The sequence below is a fragment of the Leuconostoc sp. DB-1 genome (assembly GCF_013414845.1).
Lineage (GTDB): Bacteria > Bacillota > Bacilli > Lactobacillales > Lactobacillaceae > Leuconostoc > Leuconostoc mesenteroides.
This window is the reverse complement of the sequence record NZ_JABFNJ010000001.1, coordinates 1,962,970-1,986,396: the sequence shown is the minus strand read 5'-3', so window position 1 is coordinate 1,986,396 and position 23,427 is coordinate 1,962,970. Positions and strand designations below refer to the sequence as shown.

General features: G+C 39.1%; 30 protein-coding genes and 3 tRNA genes. 4 read left to right on the top strand and 29 right to left on the bottom strand.

What is annotated here, in order from left to right; genetic code table 11:
- Window positions 1-4: 4 nt before the first annotated feature.
- From HFP47_RS09955 to HFP47_RS09935, 5 genes are all read right to left on the bottom strand, one after another.
- Window positions 5-1,483 carry an HD domain-containing protein gene (locus tag HFP47_RS09955; protein WP_042251313.1) on the bottom strand — a complete coding sequence of 493 codons (1,479 nt, stop codon included), beginning with the start codon at window positions 1,481-1,483 and terminating at the stop codon, window positions 5-7.
- Window positions 1,484-1,559: 76 nt separating this feature from the next.
- On the bottom strand, window positions 1,560-2,147 hold the full coding sequence (locus tag HFP47_RS09950) for a DNA-3-methyladenine glycosylase I (RefSeq protein ID WP_011679149.1): 588 nt from the start codon (window positions 2,145-2,147) through the stop codon (window positions 1,560-1,562).
- 95 nt (window positions 2,148-2,242) lie between these two features.
- Window positions 2,243-3,568 carry a phosphopyruvate hydratase gene (eno, locus tag HFP47_RS09945; RefSeq protein WP_011679148.1) on the bottom strand — a complete coding sequence of 442 codons (1,326 nt, stop codon included), beginning with the start codon at window positions 3,566-3,568 and terminating at the stop codon, window positions 2,243-2,245.
- A 141-nt stretch (window positions 3,569-3,709) separates the two neighbouring features.
- On the bottom strand, window positions 3,710-4,519 hold the full coding sequence (tpiA, locus tag HFP47_RS09940) for a triose-phosphate isomerase (protein ID WP_002815975.1): 810 nt from the start codon (window positions 4,517-4,519) through the stop codon (window positions 3,710-3,712).
- Window positions 4,516-4,851 (bottom strand): hypothetical protein, encoded by a 336-nt coding sequence (locus tag HFP47_RS09935; protein WP_011679147.1) that lies wholly within the window; start codon window positions 4,849-4,851, stop codon window positions 4,516-4,518. Before HFP47_RS09935 ends, tpiA begins: the two co-directional genes overlap by 4 nt.
- A gap of 112 nt (window positions 4,852-4,963) precedes the next feature.
- On the opposite strand from HFP47_RS09935, the gene HFP47_RS09930 reads away from it, so the two are divergent.
- Window positions 4,964-5,048, top strand: a tRNA-Leu gene (locus tag HFP47_RS09930).
- Between the two features lie 95 nt (window positions 5,049-5,143).
- Here HFP47_RS09930 and HFP47_RS09925 read toward each other — a convergent pair.
- A tRNA-Gln gene (locus tag HFP47_RS09925) sits at window positions 5,144-5,215 on the bottom strand.
- Window positions 5,216-5,252: 37 nt separating this feature from the next.
- Window positions 5,253-5,335: transfer RNA gene (locus HFP47_RS09920), tRNA-Tyr, on the bottom strand.
- Window positions 5,336-6,110: 775 nt separating this feature from the next.
- Here HFP47_RS09920 and HFP47_RS09915 point away from each other — a divergent pair.
- Window positions 6,111-7,295, top strand: a complete 1,185-nt coding sequence (locus tag HFP47_RS09915) for an NADH-dependent oxidoreductase (protein WP_115230905.1) — start codon at window positions 6,111-6,113, stop codon at window positions 7,293-7,295.
- Window positions 7,296-7,317: 22 nt separating this feature from the next.
- Here HFP47_RS09915 and HFP47_RS09910 read toward each other — a convergent pair whose 3' ends face one another.
- The 8 genes from HFP47_RS09910 to HFP47_RS09875 all read right to left on the bottom strand — a co-directional run bounded on the left by HFP47_RS09910 (window position 7,318) and on the right by HFP47_RS09875 (window position 13,114).
- Window positions 7,318-8,235: a LysR family transcriptional regulator gene (locus HFP47_RS09910; RefSeq protein ID WP_050884513.1), complete on the bottom strand. Its 918-nt coding sequence runs from the start codon at window positions 8,233-8,235 to the stop codon at window positions 7,318-7,320.
- Between the two features lie 189 nt (window positions 8,236-8,424).
- Window positions 8,425-8,820 carry a 30S ribosomal protein S9 gene (gene rpsI / locus HFP47_RS09905; RefSeq protein ID WP_002815996.1) on the bottom strand — a complete coding sequence of 132 codons (396 nt, stop codon included), beginning with the start codon at window positions 8,818-8,820 and terminating at the stop codon, window positions 8,425-8,427.
- Window positions 8,821-8,838: 18 nt separating this feature from the next.
- On the bottom strand, window positions 8,839-9,282 hold the full coding sequence (gene rplM, locus HFP47_RS09900; protein ID WP_002815997.1) for a 50S ribosomal protein L13: 444 nt from the start codon (window positions 9,280-9,282) through the stop codon (window positions 8,839-8,841).
- Window positions 9,283-9,419: 137 nt separating this feature from the next.
- A complete protein-coding gene (locus HFP47_RS09895; RefSeq protein WP_011679143.1) occupies window positions 9,420-9,830 on the bottom strand; it encodes a pyridoxamine 5'-phosphate oxidase family protein in 411 nt (136 codons plus the stop codon).
- A gap of 48 nt (window positions 9,831-9,878) precedes the next feature.
- On the bottom strand, window positions 9,879-10,646 hold the full coding sequence (gene truA / locus HFP47_RS09890) for a tRNA pseudouridine(38-40) synthase TruA (RefSeq protein ID WP_010281220.1): 768 nt from the start codon (window positions 10,644-10,646) through the stop codon (window positions 9,879-9,881).
- A gap of 20 nt (window positions 10,647-10,666) precedes the next feature.
- Window positions 10,667-11,470, bottom strand: a complete 804-nt coding sequence (locus HFP47_RS09885) for an energy-coupling factor transporter transmembrane protein EcfT (protein ID WP_002816000.1) — start codon at window positions 11,468-11,470, stop codon at window positions 10,667-10,669.
- Entirely contained in the window at window positions 11,463-12,320 is an 858-nt protein-coding gene (locus tag HFP47_RS09880; protein WP_011679141.1) for an energy-coupling factor transporter ATPase, read from the bottom strand. The genes HFP47_RS09885 and HFP47_RS09880 overlap by 8 nt, the downstream gene beginning before the upstream one ends.
- Complete coding sequence (locus HFP47_RS09875; RefSeq protein ID WP_010282672.1) at window positions 12,296-13,114, bottom strand: energy-coupling factor transporter ATPase; 819 nt, start codon at window positions 13,112-13,114, stop codon at window positions 12,296-12,298. Before HFP47_RS09875 ends, HFP47_RS09880 begins: the two co-directional genes overlap by 25 nt.
- A 174-nt stretch (window positions 13,115-13,288) precedes the next feature.
- Here HFP47_RS09875 and HFP47_RS09870 point away from each other — a divergent pair, with 174 nt between their 5' ends.
- Together HFP47_RS09870 and HFP47_RS09865 are read left to right on the top strand one after the other, a co-directional pair.
- The gene (locus tag HFP47_RS09870; RefSeq protein WP_179876382.1) at window positions 13,289-14,959 is read left to right on the top strand and encodes an NAD(P)/FAD-dependent oxidoreductase; all 1,671 of its coding nucleotides are present in this window, start codon (window positions 13,289-13,291) and stop codon (window positions 14,957-14,959) included.
- Between the two features lie 68 nt (window positions 14,960-15,027).
- Entirely contained in the window at window positions 15,028-16,026 is a 999-nt protein-coding gene (locus HFP47_RS09865) for a polyprenyl synthetase family protein (RefSeq protein ID WP_179876381.1), read from the top strand.
- 41 nt (window positions 16,027-16,067) lie between these two features.
- Here HFP47_RS09865 and rplQ read toward each other — a convergent pair whose 3' ends face one another.
- From rplQ to rpsH, 14 genes are all read right to left on the bottom strand, one after another.
- A complete protein-coding gene (gene rplQ, locus HFP47_RS09860; RefSeq protein ID WP_002816006.1) occupies window positions 16,068-16,451 on the bottom strand; it encodes a 50S ribosomal protein L17 in 384 nt (127 codons plus the stop codon).
- 36 nt (window positions 16,452-16,487) lie between these two features.
- The gene (locus HFP47_RS09855) at window positions 16,488-17,432 is read right to left on the bottom strand and encodes a DNA-directed RNA polymerase subunit alpha (RefSeq protein ID WP_011679138.1); all 945 of its coding nucleotides are present in this window, start codon (window positions 17,430-17,432) and stop codon (window positions 16,488-16,490) included.
- A gap of 47 nt (window positions 17,433-17,479) precedes the next feature.
- The gene (rpsK, locus tag HFP47_RS09850) at window positions 17,480-17,866 is read right to left on the bottom strand and encodes a 30S ribosomal protein S11 (protein ID WP_011679137.1); all 387 of its coding nucleotides are present in this window, start codon (window positions 17,864-17,866) and stop codon (window positions 17,480-17,482) included.
- Window positions 17,867-17,991: 125 nt separating this feature from the next.
- The gene (rpsM, locus tag HFP47_RS09845; RefSeq protein ID WP_002816010.1) at window positions 17,992-18,363 is read right to left on the bottom strand and encodes a 30S ribosomal protein S13; all 372 of its coding nucleotides are present in this window, start codon (window positions 18,361-18,363) and stop codon (window positions 17,992-17,994) included.
- Between the two features lie 76 nt (window positions 18,364-18,439).
- Window positions 18,440-18,559: a 50S ribosomal protein L36 gene (rpmJ, locus tag HFP47_RS09840; RefSeq protein WP_002816013.1), complete on the bottom strand. Its 120-nt coding sequence runs from the start codon at window positions 18,557-18,559 to the stop codon at window positions 18,440-18,442.
- Window positions 18,560-18,603: 44 nt separating this feature from the next.
- Complete coding sequence (gene infA / locus HFP47_RS09835) at window positions 18,604-18,819, bottom strand: translation initiation factor IF-1 (protein ID WP_002816015.1); 216 nt, start codon at window positions 18,817-18,819, stop codon at window positions 18,604-18,606.
- Between the two features lie 106 nt (window positions 18,820-18,925).
- Window positions 18,926-19,489: an adenylate kinase gene (locus tag HFP47_RS09830; RefSeq protein WP_179876380.1), complete on the bottom strand. Its 564-nt coding sequence runs from the start codon at window positions 19,487-19,489 to the stop codon at window positions 18,926-18,928.
- Window positions 19,482-20,816 (bottom strand): preprotein translocase subunit SecY, encoded by a 1,335-nt coding sequence (gene secY / locus HFP47_RS09825; RefSeq protein ID WP_011679136.1) that lies wholly within the window; start codon window positions 20,814-20,816, stop codon window positions 19,482-19,484. The genes HFP47_RS09830 and secY overlap by 8 nt, the downstream gene beginning before the upstream one ends.
- Window positions 20,816-21,250 (bottom strand): 50S ribosomal protein L15, encoded by a 435-nt coding sequence (rplO, locus tag HFP47_RS09820; RefSeq protein ID WP_010292117.1) that lies wholly within the window; start codon window positions 21,248-21,250, stop codon window positions 20,816-20,818. Before rplO ends, secY begins: the two co-directional genes overlap by 1 nt.
- Before the next feature lie 30 nt (window positions 21,251-21,280).
- Window positions 21,281-21,463 (bottom strand): 50S ribosomal protein L30, encoded by a 183-nt coding sequence (gene rpmD, locus HFP47_RS09815; protein WP_002816019.1) that lies wholly within the window; start codon window positions 21,461-21,463, stop codon window positions 21,281-21,283.
- Between the two features lie 11 nt (window positions 21,464-21,474).
- Window positions 21,475-21,981: a 30S ribosomal protein S5 gene (rpsE, locus tag HFP47_RS09810; RefSeq protein WP_002816020.1), complete on the bottom strand. Its 507-nt coding sequence runs from the start codon at window positions 21,979-21,981 to the stop codon at window positions 21,475-21,477.
- Window positions 21,982-22,000: 19 nt separating this feature from the next.
- Window positions 22,001-22,354: a 50S ribosomal protein L18 gene (gene rplR / locus HFP47_RS09805; protein WP_002816021.1), complete on the bottom strand. Its 354-nt coding sequence runs from the start codon at window positions 22,352-22,354 to the stop codon at window positions 22,001-22,003.
- Between the two features lie 80 nt (window positions 22,355-22,434).
- Window positions 22,435-22,971 (bottom strand): 50S ribosomal protein L6, encoded by a 537-nt coding sequence (rplF, locus tag HFP47_RS09800; protein WP_002816022.1) that lies wholly within the window; start codon window positions 22,969-22,971, stop codon window positions 22,435-22,437.
- Window positions 22,972-22,995: 24 nt separating this feature from the next.
- The gene (rpsH, locus tag HFP47_RS09795; protein WP_002816023.1) at window positions 22,996-23,394 is read right to left on the bottom strand and encodes a 30S ribosomal protein S8; all 399 of its coding nucleotides are present in this window, start codon (window positions 23,392-23,394) and stop codon (window positions 22,996-22,998) included.
- Window positions 23,395-23,427: the final 33 nt, after the last annotated feature.

Genomic DNA, 23,427 nt, shown 5'->3' with positions numbered 1-23,427 from the left:
CTTTTCAGCTCCTTTTCCCCTGACGTTTCAATACAATGGGCAATCCAAACACAGCCTCAAAAAAATGTGCTTTTTGTGCAAATATATACATTTCCAATTGCAAATCCGCGGCAGATTGTCCGATTACTGTAATTTTTTCTGTACCGATAGACACAGTTAATTTACTAATTTTTTGTAATCGGCTATCATCAAGGGCATCCGCCAAGCGTAATAATGCGGCCATTTTAGCAATGCGCATACGTTGTCTTGGGGAAAACTCTTGCGTTGATCGCAGTGCATTATCAGGAGTTTCAGCGCTATGATACCGTGCAATTGACGCAATCATTCGTTGCTCAGAGGTTGATAATCCATGAAAATCAATTCCTTCTAGAATTTCTTCAGAATATTGATAATGCTTCTGAGAATTAATAAAACTACCAACGTCGTGCGTCAAAGCAGCGACACCTAATAAGAGACGGTCACGCGCACTCAATCGATGAATTCTTTTTAAACGATCAAATAGTCGCCAAGCATATCTCAGAACCAACTCTCGATGCTTCTCTTCAACCATATATCTATCTGCAATACCACGTGCGGCAGTAATGATATCATTTTGTGCATTGTTGTCTTTAACGACCAGCCCATCTAAGACTGTCAAGCTACTCATATGTAAATTACTAGCACCAACAGCTGACATCACTTCGACAACCAACACAGCTTCCATGAAGACCATCCAAATATCATTCAAATCAATGCTATATTGCTCAGCAATAGCTTGTTTGTTCCTCTGATTAAAACTACGAATTAATGATTGCAGCTCTGATTTATGAATTGTAGTTTTGGGCTTTTTATTTAAAAACAGCTGATTTAATACATCGGCACCAAGCAAAATAATTGTATCAGTTGCTTGAAAAGGCGGTAACATATGCCAAAAATCTGCTAATTTACTATCAATAAATTCTGGTATTAAATCTGGTATTTCAGTAATTTCTGCAGCCATATCTCTGATGGACTGTGTTAATCGCACTGGTCCAATGGCTGAATGCTGCGAGAATTTAAACTGATTATTTTCAAAATAGGATAAGTCTATTCTTGTAGAGCTAACACCTAGTACAAATGCGTACCGTTCATTTAAAATTTTTTCATCATGAACGCGCAAGGCCAACTGCCGATAATAATTTTCTTGATTGGCATTTAGCCAAAGTAATTCAAGGCCCGTTACATTTTCTACTTGATCGACAAAATAAATAGCATTCAGCATCTTGGACAAGTTTTCACTACCGTACAAACGCACATCTTCTACACCATAATCACGAAGAAGTTGTTGGAATCGTTGTAGCTGTGATAATGCACGCTGCATCACTTCAGCAGAAAAACTAGCTAATGGTAAATTTTTTTCGCTATATTCGCGCTTAACATGCTCAATTTGACGCCCACGACTGTCAACAATTTGCAATGCAGCAGCATCAGTGTTTAAAAGAATAACACCCTGTAATTTTGCCATAGATTGAGCCCTCTAAGGGTAGTTTATCACATTTAATATTAGGATTGTATTAGAAAAAATATGACTACATTATTACTTATAATCTTGCATTGTCTGGATTAAAACTACAACACTGTTCATGATCATTGATGATGCCTATTGCTTGCAGGTAAGAATACACAATTACCGGTCCGATAAATTTAAACCCTTGTTTCTTCATGTCCTTCGTTATCTGTTGCGATAATTCATTTTGACTGGGAATTTCATCCCCACTGGTAATATGGTGATTGATAATCTGACCATCAGTGAACGACCACATATAGTCAAAAAAACTCCCCCTCTGCTGACGAATCTGTCTAATGACTCGTGCATTGTGAATAGTTGATGTAATTTTTAGTTTATTGCTAATAATATTAGGATTGTTTTTTAATCGTTCAATGTCCTCGTTTGTCATTTTAGACACTAAATCAATATCAAAGGAGAGGAATGCAGTGTTCATCCCTGAACGTCTTTTTAACGAGGTCTCCCAGCTTAACCCAGCTTGAAACACTTCTAAAGTCAACAGTTCAAATAACTTTTCGTCACTATATTGGTTAGGTTGTCCCCACTCTGCATCATGATAAGTTGTCATAATATTGGAATCTGGATAATTATCTACCCAGGAGCAACGTTTCAAATCATCCATTGTGCTTGCTCCTTTTTCACTTATATTTGCAAGACAAAATAGTTTTTAATCATTTCATATAAAAAAAAACGACCAAACGGCCGATTTAGTTTTTTTTACTTGTTTTCAATAACTTCGCGGGCAGCAGCTGACAAGTTATAGAATGAATGGATACCCTTATACTTAGCAGTTGTGTCCAACAATTCTTCGATACGGATCAATTGGTTGTACTTAGCGATACGGTCAGTACGTGACAATGAGCCTGTCTTGATTTGGCCAGCGTTTGTAGCAACAACCAAGTCAGAAATTGTTGTGTCTTCTGTTTCACCTGAACGGTGAGAAACGATAGCCGTGTAACCAGCTTCCTTAGCCATTTCAATAGCTTCGAAAGTTTCTGTCAAAGTACCAATTTGGTTAACTTTGATCAAGATTGAGTTAGCAGCACCCATGTTGATACCCTTTTCAAGGTATTGTGTGTTAGTAACGAAGAAGTCATCACCAACTAATTGAACCTTCTTGCCCAATTCGGCTGTAATTGCAGCCCAGTCTTCCCATTCGTTTTCGTCGATAGGATCTTCGATTGAAATGATTGGGTAACGATCTGCCAAATCTTCAAGATACTTGATAAATTCAGGTGTTGTGAATTCTTCTCCAGTTGACCAACGCAACTTGTATGTCTTTGTTTCTGCATCATACAATTCTGATGAAGCAACATCAACAGCGATTGCGATATCCTTACCAGGCTTATAACCAGCGGCTTCAATCGCACGGATCAAATATTTCAAAGGTTCCTCGTTATCAGCGAAGTCAGGAGCAAATCCACCTTCATCACCAACTGAAGTTGCCTTACCATCAGCTTCTAATAACTTCTTCAAAGCGTGGAAAGTTTCTGAACCATAACGAATTGCTTCCTTAACTGTTGGTGCGCCAACAGGCATAATCATGAATTCTTGGAAGTCAACCTTGTTTGCTGAGTGAGCGCCACCATTGATAACGTTCATCATAGGTGTTGGCAATACGTATGAATTTGCACCACCCAAGTATGAGAACAAAGGTACACCTAATTCGTCAGCAGCAGCACGGGCAGCAGCGATTGAAACAGCCAAAATAGCGTTTGCACCCAAGTTACCCTTGTTTTCTGTACCGTCGAGTTCGATCATAGCTTGATCGATTGCACGTTGGTCAGTTACGTCGAACTTACCAACCAAAGCCTTAGCGATAGCATCGTTAACATTGGCAACAGCCTTTGTTGTTCCCTTACCACCAAAACGTGACTTGTCTCCATCACGCAATTCAACAGCTTCGTGTTCACCTGTTGATGCACCTGAAGGGACCATTCCACGACCAAAGCCACCCAATTCTGTGATAACTTCAGCTTCAAGTGTAGGGTTTCCACGTGAGTCAAGGACTTCGCGTGCGATAATATCAGTGATTAAAGACATGTTTTAATTCTCCTTTGGTTTTCGGTTATATACCATGTATATTATATCACAGGGTAAGAGTCATAGCCAAAAATTTCCTCAATACATAAAGCAAAGTAATGTGCAACAACTATTGAGTTCACCCTTTTAGGGCACTGCTTTTTAAGTATTCTCAATATTAAATTCTGGGACTTCTGGATCTTGCGCAATGGCAACAAGTTGTAGAAACTTTTCTGGATCAAGAGCGGATGTGCCAACCAACACACCATCTATATCTTTTTGCAACATTATTTCGCGAGCGTTGTCTGGTGTCACCGATCCGCCATATAAAACGCGAACTTGTTCAGCAATAACAGGTGAATATAACTTGGCCAGCGTCTGACGTATCAGATGAGCTGCTTTTTGCGCTTGGACCGCACTTGCGGCCTCACCTGATCCAATTGCCCATGTGGGCTCATACGCAAGTGTAACGTTGCGGATTTGGTCAACAGAGACGCCTGCCAACGCGGCAGCCACTTGAGCCACTGAGGGTTCCGCGTCCATAAACTGGGCATAGGTACTCATATCCTCATCGACATCGATAATTGGGCGTAAGCCATTTCTAAGTGCAGCAGTGACTTTCAAATTAACTGTTGAATCAGTCTCATTAAAAAACTTTCGACGTTCAAAATGCCCAATTAAAACATATTTGGCGCCAATATCTTTCAATGCTTTTGGTGATGTTTCGCCTGTGTAAGCTCCACTGTCTTCCCAATGAACATTTTCTGCGACAATATGTATGGGTGACTGTGCTGTAGCTCGAACCATGTCTGACAAGAATAAATCTTGTGCCGCAATACCTGTTTCCACAACATTTTCAGCAGGCACCTTACCGTTCACCTTGTCCAAAAATTCTGCAACATCAGCGTGCAACTTATTAATTTTCCAATTTGCAACTACAAAAGGTATACGTGAAGCATTATGTTGACTCATTTTTCGTCTCCTCTAAGCATCATAAAAATAAAAACCGCCTCAATTAATAATAACCAAATCATATAACGAGAAGGTTCACCCAGCAAGGATAGCAACATGTAGCTAATAAACAAAACGGCCAGTCCGCCACCTGTTTTAGTTAACTTTTGCTGGTACTTACTACGTGAAAGGCGTTCGGTCAAATGTTGGTTTTCCGATTTCAGTTCTGAAACATCTAATTTCAAAGCTTCAATCTGATCTAATAAATCATCATTTTCATTTTGTAAAGCTTCATTATGGGCCTGTATTTCTGGTGTGATTACTTCTGTTTTTTTTCGATTAAAAAATCTCATGTGTTTTCTCCATTACTTCTATTCTATCAAAATTACACGCTCGCTGTCATTGAATATCTATTGACGAGATTAGATTTAATGGGTATAATTATATAGTTGTCAATTCATATTTGCAGCTGTGGCGGAATTGGCAGACGCGCAGGATTAAGGATCCTGTGCCCGTTTAGGGCGTGCGGGTTCGACTCCCGCTAGCTGCACTATAACAAAAGCTATACTTAATTGTATAGCTTTTTCTTTGTGTTGAAAATTTATTTTATACAAAAAAAGGAATCCCGAAGGATTCCTTTAATAGTTGCCCCTGCTGGATTCGAACCAGCGCATGTCGGTACCAAAAACCGATGCCTTACCACTTGGCGAAGGGGCAATAGCTAATTTATTTTGCCGTTAGCTTTTATCGGCAATGGGAGCGGTAGGATTCGAACCTACGAACCCGAAGGAACGGAGTTACAGTCCGTCGCGTTTAGCCAGACTTCGCTACACTCCCATATCTCAAACAACTATAATAGTATACCAAATACTGAGAGACATGGCAAGCATTTTTGTGATAATTACATGTTGTGATTACATTTAAAAGTGAAGTAGATTGCTCATCAATATTGCGAGGCCTCTAATGAAAATTAATAACAATGTTCAACCCGTTAGAAAATCGCTTCATTTGACGCAAGAATCTCTAGCAAAATAAATTGGTGTTTCAAGGCGAACTATTGTTTCTATAGAAAAGGAAACTATACACCTTCTTTGATATTGGCCTTCCAGTTAGCACAAGCACTGAAAACACCACTGACTGATCTATTCACTATTAATGAGGAAAATCAAACATGAAAAAAATTATTTTTGAGCAAACAGGCAATATTATTACTACCCCGCTGATAGCATTTGCAATGATACAATCCATATTCCTTTCACCGCAGTCTATCAATAAGTACAAACATCACAAGTATAAGCATTTTTATTATTGTAATGTTAACAAATATGCTGACTCTTGTGTTTTTAACATACTTAATCGCTTGGATTATTTATGAACGAATGACATAATCCATCGAATGAAGCATAATTATTTTAAAATTGAAAAAGCTTTATTTTCATATGGTGAAGCCATTTTTTTAATGTAGAATAATATAAAATGAATATATTATTAGGCATCACATCACGTTCAAATTCTGTTGTGTTCAATAAAAGTTGACGATCCATTCATTTTTCAGAAATTCCGAAAAGTTTGTGAAATGTTATACTTTGTTTATGAAACGGAGGCTCTTATAATGAAAAACTTAATAGACAAGGTAACTTTTCGGCATGGCGCAACAATAGATACTAGGACTGCTCAGTCACCTATGCTGACAAATAGTGGCTTAAATGAAAAAGTAACACAAGACACAATCAATTACTATAATGCCCGTTCACAATCAGCTGGTATGGTAATTGTTGAGTACACGAGCGTCAGTCCTAATGGCGGTCCATCACGTTCTTGGGCACCCGACCGTGAACAATTAGCAATTTATGACGATAGTTTTGTCCCAGGATTTAAAAAAATTACTGAGAAATTAAAAAAAGATGGTAATAAAGCTATCCTTCAACTAGTCCATTCTGGACGTGAGGCACAGTATCGCTATGCGCTCGGCGGACAAGTAGAGGTACCTTCAAACATTGATTTTCCATGGATTAGTTATCCTTTACACGAGTTGTCCGAAGATGAAGTCTGGCAAATTGTAAAAGATTTCGGTACCGCAACAAAACGTGCAATTGCTAGTGGCTTTGATGGCATCGAAATTCACGGAGCAAATCACTATTTGCATCAAGAATTTTTTTCTGCTTATTCTAATGTTCGCACTGACTTTTGGGGCGGTAGTCTTGAAAAACGGATGAATTTTGCCCTCGAAGTCGCACGAGAAGTATTCAAGGTAGCCAAGGAAAATGCCCCAAAAGACTTTATTATCGGTTATCGAATTAGCCCCGAAGAGGTTCACGAAGATAATATCGGCTATACATGGCACGAAGCTCAATTACTAGTTAACCAATTGACCGAAAATTTTGAATTTGACTATGTCCACCTTTCGACAAATGATTATACTGCGACGCCAACCGATTCTGATAAAAACTATGCACAACTACTCGGAGAACGAGTAAAAAAGCCAGCTCTTCTGATGATTGCTGGCGGTATCCACACAGTTGAGAAAATGAAGGATGCTCTGCAATATGTTGATATTGTAAGTTTAGGACGCCCCACTTTAATTGACAACCAAATTGGTTATAAAATCAAAAACGGTCAAGCTGACCATATTTTCTTAGAATTCAACGAAGAATCAGTGAAAGAATCACATCTAACACCAGGATTGATTGATCTACTTGCAAACACAGCATATTTCGATATGCCTGGCATAGACTATCTTAAAACGCTCACAGATGTTAAACTAGGCGACGCTGTAACTCACGACGGAACAAAATAAATTTAACTTAAAAAGATGCTCTTTATTGAGCATCTTTTTTTACTTCTGCAGTAATATCTCTCAGTAATTCTTGGGCTTTCTCGGATATCATATAATTTGGATTAGTTAACCAACCGAGCTTGAAATCATCATCAAAAACATGACCAATATCAATGATCTTAAGCTTCGAAAAATCTGTATTACTAGATAAATTCCCTTGAACAATTCTACCAAAACAGACGGTGTTTAAATTAATTATTGCTTGGTTCATTGCCCAAGCATCATCGACTCTTAACACAAGTGATAACGGTCCACATTGAAATTGTAATCTTTCGAAAATTTCATCGTGGAATTTATCATTGAAAAGACTAAATTTTTGTTTTTTTAAATCTGTTAAAGATATCGGCCGATTCAAAGCATTTAGCGGATTATTCGGTGCGCAAAATAAAACTAACTTACTGTCACAAACTGGTGTGAAATCTAAATTTTTAATGCTTTCATCATTGATATTATTTATTGCGATAAAGCCGGCATCAATTTCTTGACTACGTACACGACGAACAATTGATTCAAATTCGTGACAACTAATATTTACCTGAACATTTTCAAATTTAGCGACATAATTATCAATAAAGGTGCTGATAAAAGGTTTTAACATTGTGTTCATATAATGAATTGAAACTTTTTGATGCTTTTGAGGATTAGCAACAATCGTAGCAGTTTTCTCAAGATTATTTTTAAAACGTAAAATATCGGAAATTGAAGACAATAATTGTCTTCCTTCTGAGGTTAGCTTAGTTCCAGATGATGATTTATCAAAAAGAGTTACTTCTAATTCATTTTCAAGTTGATGTATGGCTATGCTTAGTCCAGACTTACTGATGTGTAGTACATCAGCAGCTTTCTGCATAGAATTATGCTGAGCCAAAACTTCCGCGTAAAGTAGTTGGTCAAAATTCATGGATGTACTCCTCAAATGATTTATCTGTATCTAAACAAAAACTAAAAAACAGAGTTTTAAGTGCTTCAAAATGAAGATTAAATTCATGAACAGTATATCACATTTAAATTACTAGCAACGTGATATCAAATCAAAAAAACACTTTTCAATAAAAGAAAAGTGTTTTTAAACGCCGATATAATAAAAATATTAACGCTTTGAGAATTGTGATGCTTTACGGGCTTTCTTCAAACCTGGCTTCTTACGTTCCTTCATACGTGAGTCACGAGTCAACAAACCTGCTGCCTTCAATGCTGCACGGAAATCAGGATCTACTGTCAACAAAGCACGGGCGATACCGTGACGTGTTGCACCAGCTTGACCAGAATAACCACCACCAATAACGTTAACTAATACGTCATAGTTACCTAATGTTTCAGTAACGTTAAATGGTTGCAAAACAACTTCACGCAAGTTAGCAAAAGGAATATATTCTTCGATTGACTTGCCGTTCATTGTGATTTGGCCATTACCTGGAACCAAACGTACACGAGCAACTGAGTTCTTACGACGACCTGTGCCGGCATATTGTACTGCTGTAGTCATAATTGAGATTCTCCTTTCTTAAACTAACTTGTTGATGTCAAGTGCTTCGGGCTTTTGTGCGGCGTGATCATGTTCTGATCCTGCATACACGTGCAAGTTCAAGCCTTGCTTACGTCCCAAAGTGTTCTTTGGCAACATACCGTGGATTGATAATTCAAGCAACTTTTCAGGGTTGAATTCACGATAGTTTCCAGCTGTGCGAGCCTTCAAACCACCTGGGTGGTTTGAGTGGTGGTAATAAACCTTATCAGTGGCCTTCTTACCAGTCAACTTAACTTCGCTTGCATTGATGATGATGACATTGTCACCCATGTCAACGTTTGGTGTGAACGTTGGCTTGTTCTTACCACGCAAAATTGAAGCTACTACTGTTGACAAACGTCCCAAAACGACGTCTTTTGCATCAATAATATACCACTTCTTTTCGATTTCACCTGGTTTTGCTAAAAATGTTGTACGCATGTTTGCGCTCCTTTGATTAGTTGTTTACTGACTCAGCCGTTCCTTGCCAAGCATTTACAATAAGTTTCCGGGGCTTATCGTGAGGTAAACAATACCGTCTTCTATCTTAACCAAAAAAGCGTCTCATGTCAATTATTTTACTCAAAATTAACATCTTTTTTATACCCATATGACGCAAGACTAGCAGAATGAATGTGGAGTTCCAGTACAATCTCATTTTCGATATCTGGGTGCCCCTGCATATAAGATTTGTTGTCAATAAATAATGGTTTAACATCTGCCCATGTTTTATCAGAACGTCTCATAGTTGCATTATTTGATTCAATACGTGCGCCATTTTCATTAAATGGCGTAATGATAGCTACCTTGTCATTATTATCGATATCATGAACTTTATATGATGTCGGATCAACGTTAAAGTACCACAGATTTTCACGTTCTGGACTGACCGCAAATCCCATGATTCGAATACTTGGTTGATTATCTCTAGTTGTTGCCACGAAAACAAGCCCTCGTGAAGCCTGAATATACTCTTCAAAAAACGTCATAATTACTCCCCCTTAAAGTAGTACTGGTTTCATTATAACAAATATTGTTCAATTGTAATCAATCTCGTCCAAGTATAGGCCACTTGCTGGTGCAGTATACCTAGCTTGTTCCCGATCCTTAACTTCTATCAGTCGAACAATATCATGTACTGGTCGTTTTCCGGTACCAATTTCTAATAGTACACCAACCATGATACGGATTTGATTGTATAAGAAAGCATTCCCTTCAAAGGTGAATACTATCTCATGTTCTTCTGGTTTCTCATCAACGTCAGCCCGAGTAATCAAACGAATAGTTGTAGCCGTTTCATTTCCTGAGGCAGCAAAGCTAGCAAAATCATGCTCACCTAAGAGGTCAGGTAAAGCAGCTTTAATTCTGTTTATATCCAGTTTCCAATGGAAATGTCCCGTGTATTTGCGTTTAAAAGGATCCTTGTAGTCAGTCGTAGATACACGATAAATATACCGCTTAGAATGTGTATTAAATCGTGCATGAAAGTCATCAGAAACATGTTCTACATGATTTACAACCACATCAAATGGCAACAACGTATTCATCCCCTTGCGCACGCCTTCTGGATCAATATTGAATGGCAAATCAAAATGAACTACTTGACCAAAAGCATGAACACCCGTATCAGTGCGCGATGCACCTACTACTTTAATCTGCGGTGATGGGTTCTTTGCCATTTTATTGATGACTTTATTAAGCTCCCCTTGGACTGTACGTACAGACTCAACACCGTTTTTTGTTTGCAATTGAAACCCAAAAAATTCAGCACCATCGTAAGCTATAACTGCTTTATATCGTGGCATAAATTTCTCCTCTTATTGCCTCATTTTATAAAAAATTTAATACCAATAAATATAATCGTAAACCCGATTAATCCTATAAACGCGCTGCGATCATTGCTGCCATAAGATAGTACACGATACTTTGTTCGTTGTGTGGCGTCTTGAAATCCACGAACCTCCATCGCATTGGCTAAATCTAGTGCTCGTTGTAATGCACCCACGAACAGCGGAATAAGTAATGGCACAATAGCTTTGGCTCTTTTAATTGGTCCCCCTGTTGAAAAGCTCATACCACGTGACTTTTGTGCATTCATGATTTTTTGCGTTTCATCCATTAACAGTGGTACAAAACGCAGCGCGATTGATAGCATCAATGAAAGTTCAGCTACTGGTACGTGGATCTTTTTCAAAGGCTTCAATAAAGATTCTAACGCGTTTGCAATACTTGTCGGTGGCGTTGTTAACGTCAAAATTGTTGACATCAAAATGATTAAAACAAAACGAATCATAACATAAATAGCATTAATAATGCCCGGAATCGTCACTTTTAGTGGTCCAGCATGTAATAATACTGGTGTTCCCGGCGTAAAAAAAAGCTGCAAGACCACTGTAAATAGAATTAGCCAAAAAATTGGTTTTAATCCATCCCAATAAAGTCTAAATGGCTGCTTTGTTAAGCGTATTGCTAAAACAACGAAAGCCGCTGACCATGCATAGGTCGCCCACGATGTTGACCACAACATCACAAAAATAAAAATAAAGGTTCCAATCATTTTAGTTCTTGGATCTAAACGGTGAATCCAAGAATCCCCTGGCACAAAACGGCCAATCATAATATTATTCATGCCGTTTTTCCTCATTTAACATAGTCGCTAATTCCGTCAATAATAATGGACGATGCCGCAATATATGTCCCTTTTGACGCAACTGCTCCGCAAACTGTCCTGCCTTAGGCAAATCCAAAGCAACCGTTTTAAACCAAACCAGATCTTTATTGAATATTTCAACTGGCGTTCCTTCTGCCACAACACCACCATCATGCATCACAATTACATGGTCAGCTACAGCAATTACATGATCCATTTGATGAGAAATGAAAACTACCAGTTTACCTGCTTCTTTCAGTCCTCTCACAATTGCAAGCAATTCTTTTTGCCCTTTTGGATCTAAGCCAGCAGCTGGCTCATCTAAAACAATAATATCTGGATTACTTGCCAACGTCCCTGCCATAGCAACACGACGCATCTGTCCACCCGAAAGTTCAAAAGGTGATTTATCCCATAATTCCTCAGAGACATTCACCTGTTTCAGGGCAGTTTTTGCCGCAAACTCAGCATCTGCTTTAGCATAACCAAAATTTATTGGGGCATACATGACGTCTTCTAAGACTGTATTTGCGAACAACTGATTTTCTGGAAATTGAAAAACCATACCCACTCTGGCCCGCAAAGAGGTTAAGTTTTTTTCCTTCAAGTCGCTCGTCAAAACAAAATCATCAATAACTACTCGTCCTGTTGTAGGTTTCAATAAGCCATTTAAATGTTGTATGAAAGTTGACTTGCCCGAACCAGTCTGACCAATAATTGCCGTTACTTGTCCATCCGGTATCGTTACATTAATATCATGCAGAATTGGCTGCGCTAAAGTTGTACCAGCACCATAACTAAAATTCACTTGTTCAAAGTTGATAGCCACTGTATCAGTTCTCTTTCGTCCATATATTTATTAGGTTTCTCGTTTAAATGAAATGCTAACTCATTAGCAAAAGGTAGCTCTAATCCATTTTCATGTAGCGCTTTTCGTTGTGAAAAAACTTCAGCTGGTGTACCATCTAGGATTTTTTGCCCGTCATTAATAACCACTACTCGGTCAGCGAGTGTCGCTTCATCCATATCGTGCGTAATAGTCACTAATGTTAACTCTTTCCCAAACTGCTTTTTTAATTTCTGTAATGTCTCCATGACCGTAGCGCGGCCATCAGGATCTAACATTGCAGTCGCTTCATCTAAAATAATAATCTTGGGTTGTAGTGCTAACACACTTGCTAAGGCAACGCGTTGCTTTTGTCCACCTGACAGTGTATGTGGCTCCCGATTTTTAAACTCTTGCATGCCAACAATAGTCAGTGCATTATCTATTTTTTGAGGCATTTCCGAGCTCTCAACCTGGATATTTTCTAGACCAAAAGCAACATCGTCAGCAACAGTTGCACCAACAAATTGGTTATCTGGATTTTGAAAAACCATGCCAATTTTTGATCGGACATGGTGCACAGTTTCGACAGTCAGACGTTCATCAAAAACATCAATATCACCTTGTTCTGCCACTAAAAGCCCTAAAATCAGTTTTGCCAAAGTTGATTTACCAGATCCATTGTGTCCCACCAAAGCAACCCATTGTCCAGCATCAATATCTAAATTAAAATCGCTGAATAAGGAGCGTTCGTCATAACTATACTTTAAATTGTCTATCTTTATCGCTTTAACCATTACTACTTATTTTAGCATATTTTTCTCTAAAAAATAGGTGGAACCATTTCACAATACAAATTCCATATTTTCACAAAGAACTACTCTCATAAACCTAGTAAATTAGCATAAACTAGTCTATACTAGAAGAGGTAAAACGCTAATAAACAATAAATTTCACAAAGGAAGCATCCCATGAACGAGAAAAATATCGTCATTGTCGGCGCCGGTTTTGGTGGCGTCTTCGCAGCAAAAACATTGTCTAAAAAGCTAAGAAGTCATAAAGAATATAATATCATCTTAGTTGATAAGCATTCATACTTTACATACATGACAGAGTTACATGAAGTTGCTTCTCAACGTGTTAAACCAAAACATGTGCAAGAAGATTTAGAACATCTCTTCTACCAAGATAAGAATGTTAAATTATTAACGACTGAAGTAACAAATATCAATAAAGATAAAAAGACAATCTCAACAACCCAGGGTGATATTCCATACGAAAAACTTGTTTTAGCAGTTGGTGGTCAGTCAAACGATTTTGGTACGCCAGGCGTTAAAGAACATGGATTTGAATTGTGGTCAATGGAAGAATCACTGAAAATTCGAAATCACGTTGAAAACATTATTGGTCAAGGAGCCGCTGAGCTTGATCCCGACAAGCGTGAACAAATGTTAACTATTGCCGTTGTAGGATCTGGTTTCACGGGCGCCGAACTAATGGGCGAATTTATCGAACAACGTAAAGTATTGGCTCAAACTTACAAATTAGATGAAAGCGAAATTAAGCTTGTCCTACTTGAGGCATCTCCTTCTATCCTAAACATGTTAAAAGACCGCAAATTAGCTGACAAGGCTTTCAAATATATGGAGGACAATGGTGTTGATATACGATTGAACTCAAGAGTCACTGGGGTCGATGAGAATGGTGTATTCTTCCAAGACGGATCGACATTACCAACAAAATCATTAATATGGACTGCTGGTGTCAAAGCCAAATCATTCATATCAAACTGGGGATTCAAATATGGCCGTGGTGGTCGTATTGAGGCTGATGATTATATGCGCGCCACTAAAGAAGATGGCACTCCAGAAAAGGACATTTATGTGGCTGGAGATACACTTTCTTACGTTGATGAAAAAACCGGGCCAATCCCACAAACCGTTGAAGGTGCTGAAAGTGCTGCTCGTGCAGCGTCTGCTAATATCCTTGCTGATTTTGGCCTAGGCAAAGCCAAAACATTTTCTGAAGCTGTAAAGTATCACGGTTTCGCGGTTTCAATTGGATCCCATTACACTGTCGCTAGCTTAATGGGCCTTAACTTTTCAGGATTTATCGCCAGCATTGCAAAGCACGGTATCAACCTCTTCTTCTACTCTCAAATCCGTTCAGCCTATTCCATCTTCCATTATATGTTGGATGAATTCTTCCGTACAGAAGACGGCCGTAACCCGTTCAAGGGAAGCATATCACGTCTTGGCAATGTCCTATGGTCAACACCACTACGTTTGTTTTTAGGTATATTCTGGATTTTAGTTGCACTAGGAAATGCCGGTGATTTAAACAATTTCTTCTGGCAAAGTGGTCTTGCTAGCTTTATTGAAATTGTTACTGGCGCAGGTATCTTACTTGGACTATTTACGTGGCCTTTGGGCTTATTATCAATCCTCCTTACGATTGTTTCCGGAGCAACACATTCGTTTGAACTCACGCACTGGTTTGTCATGTTGAGTGGTTTGGCAATTATGAACGGTTCTGGTCGTGGATTTGGTTTAGATTTTTATGTCGTGCCGCTACTCCAAAAGATTTTTGGTGGTCTCTGGTATGGTAAAGCAAAATCAACATATAATGAATTAGAAAAATAAGTTATAATAATAAAGTGTGAGGATCATTACTCTCGCACTTTGTACATAATCAATGAAAAGAGACTCCCATGGCAATGCCGTCGTTACCAAAAATTTGGGACACTTTCCCAGAATTAAACCCACCGCTTCAAAATGTATTAATAGAAATGTCTGAAAGTTGGCGTATTGGTTTTTCAGAAATTGATAATGCTATTCGTTCACAAGCTAGTGCTGGAAAATTAGTTCGTCCTGCACTGACATTACTTTTTTCCGAATTAACTGATGCGCCGTACAATCAGAAAGCTATCGTGTTAGGAGCAAGTATTGAGCTTTTGCACCTTGCTACACTAATACACGATGATATCATTGACGAATCCAAACTGAGACGCGGACAAGATAGTATTCAAGCACATTTTGGTAAGGATACAGCTGTTTATGCCGGCGATTACTTGCTTACTGGAATGTTATCACTATTAAATGATGCTGATAATATTCAAGCAAATAAGCTAGCATTAGAAGCTTTAAGAAATATCTTGTTTGGTGAATTAACACAAAAACACAATCGATATTCAACTGACACTTCTTTTGATAACTATCTCACCCAAATCACCGGTAAGACAGCTGCTTTATTTAAACTCAGTGTCCTATTTGGAGCCACAAGCTCAGATGGTGTAAGTTCTCAATTACTTGATGTTGTAGGTAAACTGGGTGAGAATCTTGGCATTGCTTTTCAGTTATTAGATGACTATCTTGATTTTGAGTCAATTACTGAACAGCTTTCACTCGGTAAACCTGCTGGTCAAGATATTCGAAATGGCATATACACAGCACCTATCTTATTTGCTTTAGAAAATCCAGATATCAATGCAGAATTGAAGGAACTACTGGCTTTGAGAGATGGAATTACCGATGATCAACTCGTACACATTCACAATGTTGTTCTTGAAAGTGATGCCATGTCGCGTCTAAATTCTCTTTTAGCTGAATATAGTCAGGAACTTGATGATCTCCTGAATAAATTGCCAAATAATGCATTACGACAAAAATTAATCCATCTTGCCACATTATTATTAAATCGTAAAAATTAGCAAAAAAAAAAACTTGAGAAATAAATTCTCAAGTTTTTTTGTTAATCAACGAGCTCCAAGATAACCAGTTGCGCAGCATCGCCACGACGTTGGACTGTCTTGAGAATTCGTGTATAACCACCATTACGTTCTGCAAAGCGAGGTGCAACATCATCAAACAACTTTTGCAAAGCTGATTGTACTTTAACATCGTCGCCATCTTCTATAACGTCCGCAACTTCGTTACGAACAAAAGTAGCTGCTTGACGGCGAGCGTTTAAGTCGCCACGCTTACCTAATGTAATCATTTTATCAGTTGTCTTACGAACTTCTTTAGCGCGTGCTTCAGTAGTAGTAATACGACCATTGATCAAAAGATCAGTTGTCAAATCACGCAACATAGCTTTACGTTGTGAAGATGTACGACCCAATTTACGATATGCCATTGGTGAATCCTCCTTTTTTTAATTTAAAGACATGTGTTAATCTTCCTTGCGAAATCCTAAGTTCATATCAGTGAGCTTTTCTTGGATTTCGTCAAGTGATTTCCGACCGAGGTTACGCACTTTCATCATGTCAGCTTCAGTGCGATCCGTCAACTCTACAATAGTGTTGATACCGGCCCGTTTGAGACAATTATATGAGCGAACAGATAAATCTAGATCTTCAATTGGTGCAGAATCTGATGCACTAGCAGCAACAGGCTCTGCTTCAACCATAACACTAGCTTCAGCAGCTACAGGAGAAATATCCATGAACAAACCAAGATGCTCAGCTAAGATCTTAGCACCCAAACTTAAGGCATCACTTGGTTTGATAGAACCATTTGTCCAAATATCAAAAGTAAGCTTATCATAGTCGTCACGCGCACCGATACGTGTGTTTTCTACTTGGTAGTTTACACGTTCGATAGGTGTATAAATAGAATCAACGGCTAAAACACCAATGGGCATTTCATCACGTAACTTCTTATTTTCATCAGCTGATGTATATCCACGACCTTTGACCGCCGTGACTGTCATATGTAATGACTTACCTGCTGCCACAGTAGCGATATGCAAATCAGGATTCAAAACTTCAACATCAGCACCACCCTGCAAATCTGCAGCTGTTACATCTGCCGGCCCTTGAATATCAATTTCAAGTGAACGTTCATCATCTGAGTCAATCGCCAACACAACCTTCTTGAGGTTCAAGATAATTTGTGTGACATCTTCAACAACGCCATCCACGGTTGAAAACTCGTGAACCACGCCGTCAATTTGCACCGTATTAACGGCTGCGCCAGGAAGCGAAGACAATAAGATACGACGCAACGAGTTACCAAGTGTCGTACCATATCCACGCTCAAGAGGCTCTACAACAAATTTGCCGTAGCGGGCATCCTCTTCGATGTTATGAATATTTGGCTTTTCAAATTCAATCATCTGTAAATTCTTACCCCTTCTTTCACAGCAAGAGCAATGAAATTCAATTAAACACGACGACGCTTTGGTGGGCGTGATCCGTTATGGGGAACTGGTGTAACATCCTTAATTGATGTTACTTCCAAGCCAGCTGCTGCCAAAGCACGGATAGCTGATTCACGACCTGAACCAGGACCCTTAACAGTTACTGCAACTGTACGCATGTTAATTTCCATGGCACTTTTTGCTGCAGCTTCCGCCGCCATTTGAGCAGCGAATGGTGTTGACTTACGACTTCCTTTGAAGCCAAGTGCACCAGCTGATGACCAAGCAACTGCGTTACCTTGTGCATCAGTAATCATTACAATAGTGTTGTTGAATGTTGAATGGATGTGAGCCACACCAGATTCAATATTCTTCTTCACACGACGCTTACGCGTTGTACGACCTGCCATTTATTTGCCTCCTTTTCAATACTTTCTTATAATTTCTCGGGTTAAAATAAATTAACCAACATTACACAACTTTGGTTGCGATAATCATGTGTCGCATCGATGAGGATACAACAAGAAAAAGTAAATTACTTTTTCTTTCCAGCAATTGCTTTAGCTGGGCCTTTACGTGTACGAGCGTTGTTCTTCGTGTTTTGTCCACGAACGGGCAAGCCCTTACGATGACGAATGCCACGGTATGATGCAATTTCTTGCAATGATTTAATATCAAGTGATACCTTACGACGTAAGTCACCTTCTAATTGCAAGTTTAACTTGTCAACTGTTGCACGAATGGCATCTTCTTGGTCAGACGTTAAATCGCGTACGCGAACGTCTTCAGAAACGCCAGCTTCAGCCAAGACCTTTTGTGCAGTAGTATTACCGATTCCGTAGATGTAAGTTAAGCCAATGACAATTCGCTTGTCACGTGGCAAATCTATACCTGCTATACGAGCCATAACAATTTACCTCCTTTAGTATTTTTGAAAATGACAGTTATGTCTTTATTCAATCAATATTTATAACACGCAGAAATTACTTTCCAGCGCGTTGCTTATGCTTGGGGTTAGCAGAACAAATGATCATTGTTCGACCATTACGCTTGATAACACGGCAAGCATCACACATCTTTTTAACTGATGGGCGTACTTTCATAATCTATTCCTCCTATTCGGTTAACTGATTATTATATCTTTTACTTATCGGAAACGATAAGTAATACGACCCTTCGTTAAGTCGTATGGTGACATTTCAACGGTAACACGATCACCTGGCAAGATACGGATAAAATTCTTTCGAATTTTACCAGATACATGCGCTAAGATCACAGCACCATTTTCGAGTTCCACTTGGAACATCGCATTTGGCAAAGTTTCTTTCACTTTACCTTCGATTTCAATGACATCGTTGGCCACGCACTTAACCTCCTGTGCTTATAATGTTCAACATTGTTGATAAGTGCTTAACCTATCAAATTATACCAGAAAAACTGATATCTCTCAACAATGGCGTTTTGAATAATTAATTTAAATTGTCCAAAACTTCCTTAACATCATGATACACATCAGCAAGTTCACGACCGCCATCGATTGTGTGCAACACACCTGCTTTTTGATAATAATCTACCAAAGGCAAGTTAGCCGCTTTATTAACTGCCAAACGGTTGTCAATAACTTCGGGTGTATCATCTGCTCGACCACGTCCCAAAAGACGTTCGCGCAACAATGTATCAGCAACTTCAAAATATAATGTTGCTGACACAGATTTACCGTTATCTGATAAATACTTATCTAGGAATACTGCTTGTGCTTCATTACGAGGGTACCCATCAAGCATAAAACCAGTTTCAATGTCTTGTTGGTTTAAACGATCAGCAACCATAGCATTTGTGATTTCGTCAGGAACTAAGTCGCCCGCATCCATGAATTGACGCGCCTTTTGTCCTAATTCAGTATTCTCTGCCAAATTAGCACGGAAAATATCTCCAGTACTAATATGAACAATAGAATAATCCTTCACAATAAAGTCTGCTTGTGTGCCTTTACCAGCACCTGGCAAACCCAACAAAATCAAATTTTTAGCCATTGATTGCCTCCCGAGCTGCTAACTGATCTTTTGTAATAAATCCAACGTAATTCTTTTTCTGCATCAAACCATCAATTTGGCGAATTAGATCCAAAGCGACACCTATTGAAATTAACAGGCTTGTACCACCAAGACCAATCTTTTCATTGAGTCCCCAGACATCCGATGCAATCAACGGAACCAATGCAACAACACCCAAGAAAATTGATCCCACAAAGCTCAAATTTAGCAAGAGTTTTGAAACGAAAGCTTTTGTTTCTGCACCGGGACGAACACCAACAATATATGCACCTTGCTTTTGTAGATTTTCTGATAACTTATCAGGATTAACTTGAACAAAGGCATAAAAATATGTGAAAACAACAATCAATGCAGTATATAAAATTGCACCAGGCAACGTTGTCATACTGAATATCTGTTGCATAATTTGGTACCACTGGGCTGATGAATATTTGTCTTGAAAAGCTAACATAACCGTTTGTGGTGTACTAATAAATGATGAGGCAAATATGACCGGTATAACGCCAGAAACATTTACTTTTAGTGGCAGATATGCTTCGCTACCATATGATGTGGCAGATCGCGTATACTGCATTTGTAATCGACGAGTTCCTTCATAAGACCATGTCGTAAATGCAACCACTAAAATCATCGCTATAACTAATACAACAACAAATATCCAACCATTAAGCATGTCACTACTGTCTGCTTGCAGAATATTTTCTTTGAAAATTTCATAGAAACCTTCTGGTGCTTGGGCGATTATACCCGCAAAAATAATCATTGAAACGCCGTTTCCTAAGCCTTTTTCAGTAATCATTTCACCAAGCCACATTGCAAAAAATGTTCCAATAGTCATAACAGAACCGATTACAACAAATGACATTACGCTATTGGTTTGACTCACTAATCCATAGGATGACAATGAATTAAATCCAGCTGTGATACCAACAGATTGAACAAACGCAAGAACAAGCGTTAACCACCGTGTAGCGTTATTCAATTTTCGGCGACCAACTTCACCTTGCTTACTCCATTCAACAAAGCGAGGCACGATATCTAATTGCAAAAGTTGTACAATAATTTGTGCTGTCACGTATGGTGACACGCCCATTGCGAACAACGAGTAGTTTGTCAGGCCACCACCAGAAAAGATGTTCAAAATGTTCATTAATCCGGAACTAGCCATCTCAGACATAGCAGAAGGGTTAACACCAGGCACAGTTATGTGCGTTCCAACTCTGTAAATAAACAGAATAAAAAACGTCCACCCTAATTTTTTACGAATGTCCTTTTCACGTACTGCATTAAATAACGTGCTAAGCATTAAAGTACCTCAGTTGACCCACCGGCTTGTTCGATTGCAGCAACTGCTGCTGCAGAGAACTTATGTGCCTTAACAGTCAACTTCTTTTCAAGTTGACCAACAGCCAAAATCTTAATACCAGACTTTTGATTTTTAACAATACCGTTTTCAATCAAAAGTGTTGGTGTAATTTCTGTACCATCATCAAAGCTGTTTAACTTGTTCAAGTTAACAACTGCGAATTCCTTACGTGAAATGTTAGTAAATCCACGCTTTGGAATACGACGGTACAAAGGCATTTGACCACCTTCAAACCCCAAACGCACTTTGCCACGAGCCTTTTGACCCTTTTGACCACGTCCGGATGTCTTACCGTTTCCAGATGATGTACCACGACCAACACGGTTACGTACATGACGTGAACCGGCAGCTGGTTGTAATTCGTTCAAATTCATCTTTCGGTACCTCCTATTTTAATTGTGTAATTACTTAACTTCTTCAACGTTAACTAGGTGAGCGATATGAAAAATCGCACCACGTGTAGCTTCGTTGTTAGGCTTCACCACTGAACTAGATACGCGTCCAAGTCCAAGAGACTTAACGATCGCGCGTTGCTTAGGTAAGCGATGAACCGCACTCTTAATCAAAGTGATTTTCAAATCAGCCATTTTATCGCTCCTTATTCAGCTAAGTGTTCTAAAGAAACACCACGCAACTTAGCAACTTCTTCGGCATCTTTCAAGCTTGTAAGAGCGTCGAAAGTAGCACGAATAACGTTAATTGGTGTTGCTGAACCAAGTGACTTAGCAGTCACATCGGCAATACCAGCAAGTTCCATAACAGAACGTGCTGCACCACCAGCGGCAACACCAGATCCTTCTTCGGCGGGCTTAACTAAAATCTTACCGCCGCCCCATTCACCAAGGACATCATGAGGAATAGTTGTAGAAACTGTTGGCACAGTAATCAACTTACGCTTAGCATCTTCAATAGCCTTGCGGATAGCTTCAGGAACTTCTTGTGCTTTACCAGTACCAAAACCAACGTGTCCTTGCTTATCACCAACAACGACCAAAGCTGCGAAACGCAAGCGACGACCACCTTTGACAACCTTTGTGACACGGTTAATAGCAACAACGTTCTCTTCTAATTCACCAAGTGACTTAGGATTAACGAATTCAACCATTTTTATATTCCTCCTTTCCTTAGAACTTCAAGCCGTTTTCACGGGCTGAATCTGCTAGTGCTTGAACACGTCCATGATAAACGTAACCACCACGATCGAAAATAACGTCTTCGATCTTTGCGGCCTTACCACGTGAAGCGATCAACTCACCAACTTTAACTGCTTGTTCTGTCTTTGATCCCGTTACTTCGGCATCATGACTTGAGGCACTTGCTAGCGTTACACCCGCTACGTCATCAATTAATTGAGCGTAGATGTTTGCATTAGAACGAAAAACGTTCAAACGTGGGCGAGCAGCAGTACCAGAGATTTTTCCACGAACGCGCTTATGACGCTTTACGCGGAGCTTATTCTTATCTGGTTTTGAAATCATAGCTGTGCTTTCCTTTTCTTATGGCAAATGCCATTTTAAGTTTATTATTAATAAAGTTTTGGCAGACAAAAAGTAATAAATTACTTTCCTGTCTTACCTTCCTTACGACGTACAACTTCGCCTTCGTAACGAATACCTTTACCTTTATAAGGTTCTGGTGAACGTACGGCACGAATTTCAGCTGCTAAATCGCCAACCTTTTGCTTTGAAATTCCTGAAACTTTGATTGTCAAAGCATCTGGTACTTCAACACTCAATTCTTCACGATCTTCAAAGTCAACAGGGTGAGAGTATCCAACACTCAAAGTCAATTTTGATCCTGACTTTGCTGCACGATATCCAACACCGACAAGCTTCAATGTCTTAGTGAAACCTTCAGATACACCCTCGACCATATTTGCAACGTTAGCACGAGTTGTGCCATGTAATGCTCGAGTCTTGCTGTCATCGCTATCACGGCTGAAAGAAACTTCGTTCCCTTCAACAGTCATTGTGATAGCTGAAACAATTTCACGTGACAATTCACCCTTTGGTCCTTTAACTGTCACAACTGCACCTTCTTGAGATACAGTTACATCAGCTGGTAAAGTGATTGTTTTGTTTCCAATACGGCTCATGGTAAGTCTCCTTTCTTAGATATATTACCAAACGTAAGCGATAACTTCGCCACCGACTTGCTTAGAACGTGCTTCTTTGTCAGTAATAACACCGGCAGAAGTTGAGATAATAGCAATTCCCAAACCGTTCAAAACTTTTGGTAACTCTTCAGCCTTAGCATACTTACGCAAGCCTGGCTTAGAGATACGTTGAATTCCTGTAATCACACGATTACGATCTTCCCCATACTTGAGAAATACACGGATAACACCTTGCTTGTTGTCATCGATGTATTCAAAGTCACGGATAAAACCTTCTGCTTTCAAGATTTCAGCGATGCTCTTCTTAATTTTTGATGCTGGAGCTTCAACTACTTCGTGACGTGCCAAATTGGCATTACGAACGCGAGTCAAAAAATCAGCAATTGGATCAGTCATAGACATCTATCGATATCCTCCTTTTTATTTTGAACGTAA

What these genes read in the sequence shown, in the direction of transcription:
- rpmD (WP_002816019.1), bottom strand. Translation starts at nt 21,463, where the DNA reads ATGGCTGATTTGAAAATCACTTTGATTAAGAGTGCGGTTCATCGCTTA.
- rplQ (WP_002816006.1), bottom strand. Translation starts at nt 16,451, where the DNA reads ATGGCATATCGTAAATTGGGTCGTACATCTTCACAACGTAAAGCTATG.
- secY (WP_011679136.1), bottom strand. Translation starts at nt 20,816, where the DNA reads ATGCTTAGCACGTTATTTAATGCAGTACGTGAAAAGGACATTCGTAAA.
- rplM (WP_002815997.1), bottom strand. Translation starts at nt 9,282, where the DNA reads ATGCGTACAACATTTTTAGCAAAACCAGGTGAAATCGAAAAGAAGTGG.
- HFP47_RS09865 (WP_179876381.1), top strand. Translation starts at nt 15,028, where the DNA reads ATGGCAATGCCGTCGTTACCAAAAATTTGGGACACTTTCCCAGAATTA.
- HFP47_RS09910 (WP_050884513.1), bottom strand. Translation starts at nt 8,235, where the DNA reads ATGAATTTTGACCAACTACTTTACGCGGAAGTTTTGGCTCAGCATAAT.
- HFP47_RS09955 (WP_042251313.1), bottom strand. Translation starts at nt 1,483, where the DNA reads ATGGCAAAATTACAGGGTGTTATTCTTTTAAACACTGATGCTGCTGCA.
- tpiA (WP_002815975.1), bottom strand. Translation starts at nt 4,519, where the DNA reads ATGAGTCAACATAATGCTTCACGTATACCTTTTGTAGTTGCAAATTGG.
- HFP47_RS09895 (WP_011679143.1), bottom strand. Translation starts at nt 9,830, where the DNA reads ATGACGTTTTTTGAAGAGTATATTCAGGCTTCACGAGGGCTTGTTTTC.
- HFP47_RS09885 (WP_002816000.1), bottom strand. Translation starts at nt 11,470, where the DNA reads ATGAATAATATTATGATTGGCCGTTTTGTGCCAGGGGATTCTTGGATT.
- HFP47_RS09950 (WP_011679149.1), bottom strand. Translation starts at nt 2,147, where the DNA reads ATGGATGATTTGAAACGTTGCTCCTGGGTAGATAATTATCCAGATTCC.
- HFP47_RS09830 (WP_179876380.1), bottom strand. Translation starts at nt 19,489, where the DNA reads ATGGCTAAAAATTTGATTTTGTTGGGTTTGCCAGGTGCTGGTAAAGGC.
- rpsI (WP_002815996.1), bottom strand. Translation starts at nt 8,820, where the DNA reads ATGACTACAGCAGTACAATATGCCGGCACAGGTCGTCGTAAGAACTCA.
- truA (WP_010281220.1), bottom strand. Translation starts at nt 10,646, where the DNA reads ATGCCACGATATAAAGCAGTTATAGCTTACGATGGTGCTGAATTTTTT.
- HFP47_RS09855 (WP_011679138.1), bottom strand. Translation starts at nt 17,432, where the DNA reads ATGATTGAATTTGAAAAGCCAAATATTCATAACATCGAAGAGGATGCC.
- rpsH (WP_002816023.1), bottom strand. Translation starts at nt 23,394, where the DNA reads ATGTCTATGACTGATCCAATTGCTGATTTTTTGACTCGCGTTCGTAAT.
- rplR (WP_002816021.1), bottom strand. Translation starts at nt 22,354, where the DNA reads ATGATTTCAAAACCAGATAAGAATAAGCTCCGCGTAAAGCGTCATAAG.
- eno (WP_011679148.1), bottom strand. Translation starts at nt 3,568, where the DNA reads ATGTCTTTAATCACTGATATTATCGCACGCGAAGTCCTTGACTCACGT.
- rplF (WP_002816022.1), bottom strand. Translation starts at nt 22,971, where the DNA reads ATGAGCCGTATTGGAAACAAAACAATCACTTTACCAGCTGATGTAACT.
- rpsK (WP_011679137.1), bottom strand. Translation starts at nt 17,866, where the DNA reads ATGGCAGGTCGTACAACGCGTAAGCGTCGTGTGAAGAAGAATATTGAA.
- HFP47_RS09935 (WP_011679147.1), bottom strand. Translation starts at nt 4,851, where the DNA reads ATGAGATTTTTTAATCGAAAAAAAACAGAAGTAATCACACCAGAAATA.
- HFP47_RS09915 (WP_115230905.1), top strand. Translation starts at nt 6,111, where the DNA reads ATGAAAAACTTAATAGACAAGGTAACTTTTCGGCATGGCGCAACAATA.
- rpmJ (WP_002816013.1), bottom strand. Translation starts at nt 18,559, where the DNA reads ATGAAAGTACGCCCATCAGTTAAAAAGATGTGTGATGCTTGCCGTGTT.
- HFP47_RS09875 (WP_010282672.1), bottom strand. Translation starts at nt 13,114, where the DNA reads ATGGTTAAAGCGATAAAGATAGACAATTTAAAGTATAGTTATGACGAA.
- rplO (WP_010292117.1), bottom strand. Translation starts at nt 21,250, where the DNA reads ATGAATTTGAACGAATTACAACCAGCTGCCGGTTCACGTCATGTACGT.
- HFP47_RS09870 (WP_179876382.1), top strand. Translation starts at nt 13,289, where the DNA reads ATGAACGAGAAAAATATCGTCATTGTCGGCGCCGGTTTTGGTGGCGTC.
- rpsE (WP_002816020.1), bottom strand. Translation starts at nt 21,981, where the DNA reads ATGGTTGAATTCGTTAATCCTAAGTCACTTGGTGAATTAGAAGAGAAC.
- rpsM (WP_002816010.1), bottom strand. Translation starts at nt 18,363, where the DNA reads ATGGCTCGTATAGCAGGTATAGATTTGCCACGTGACAAGCGAATTGTC.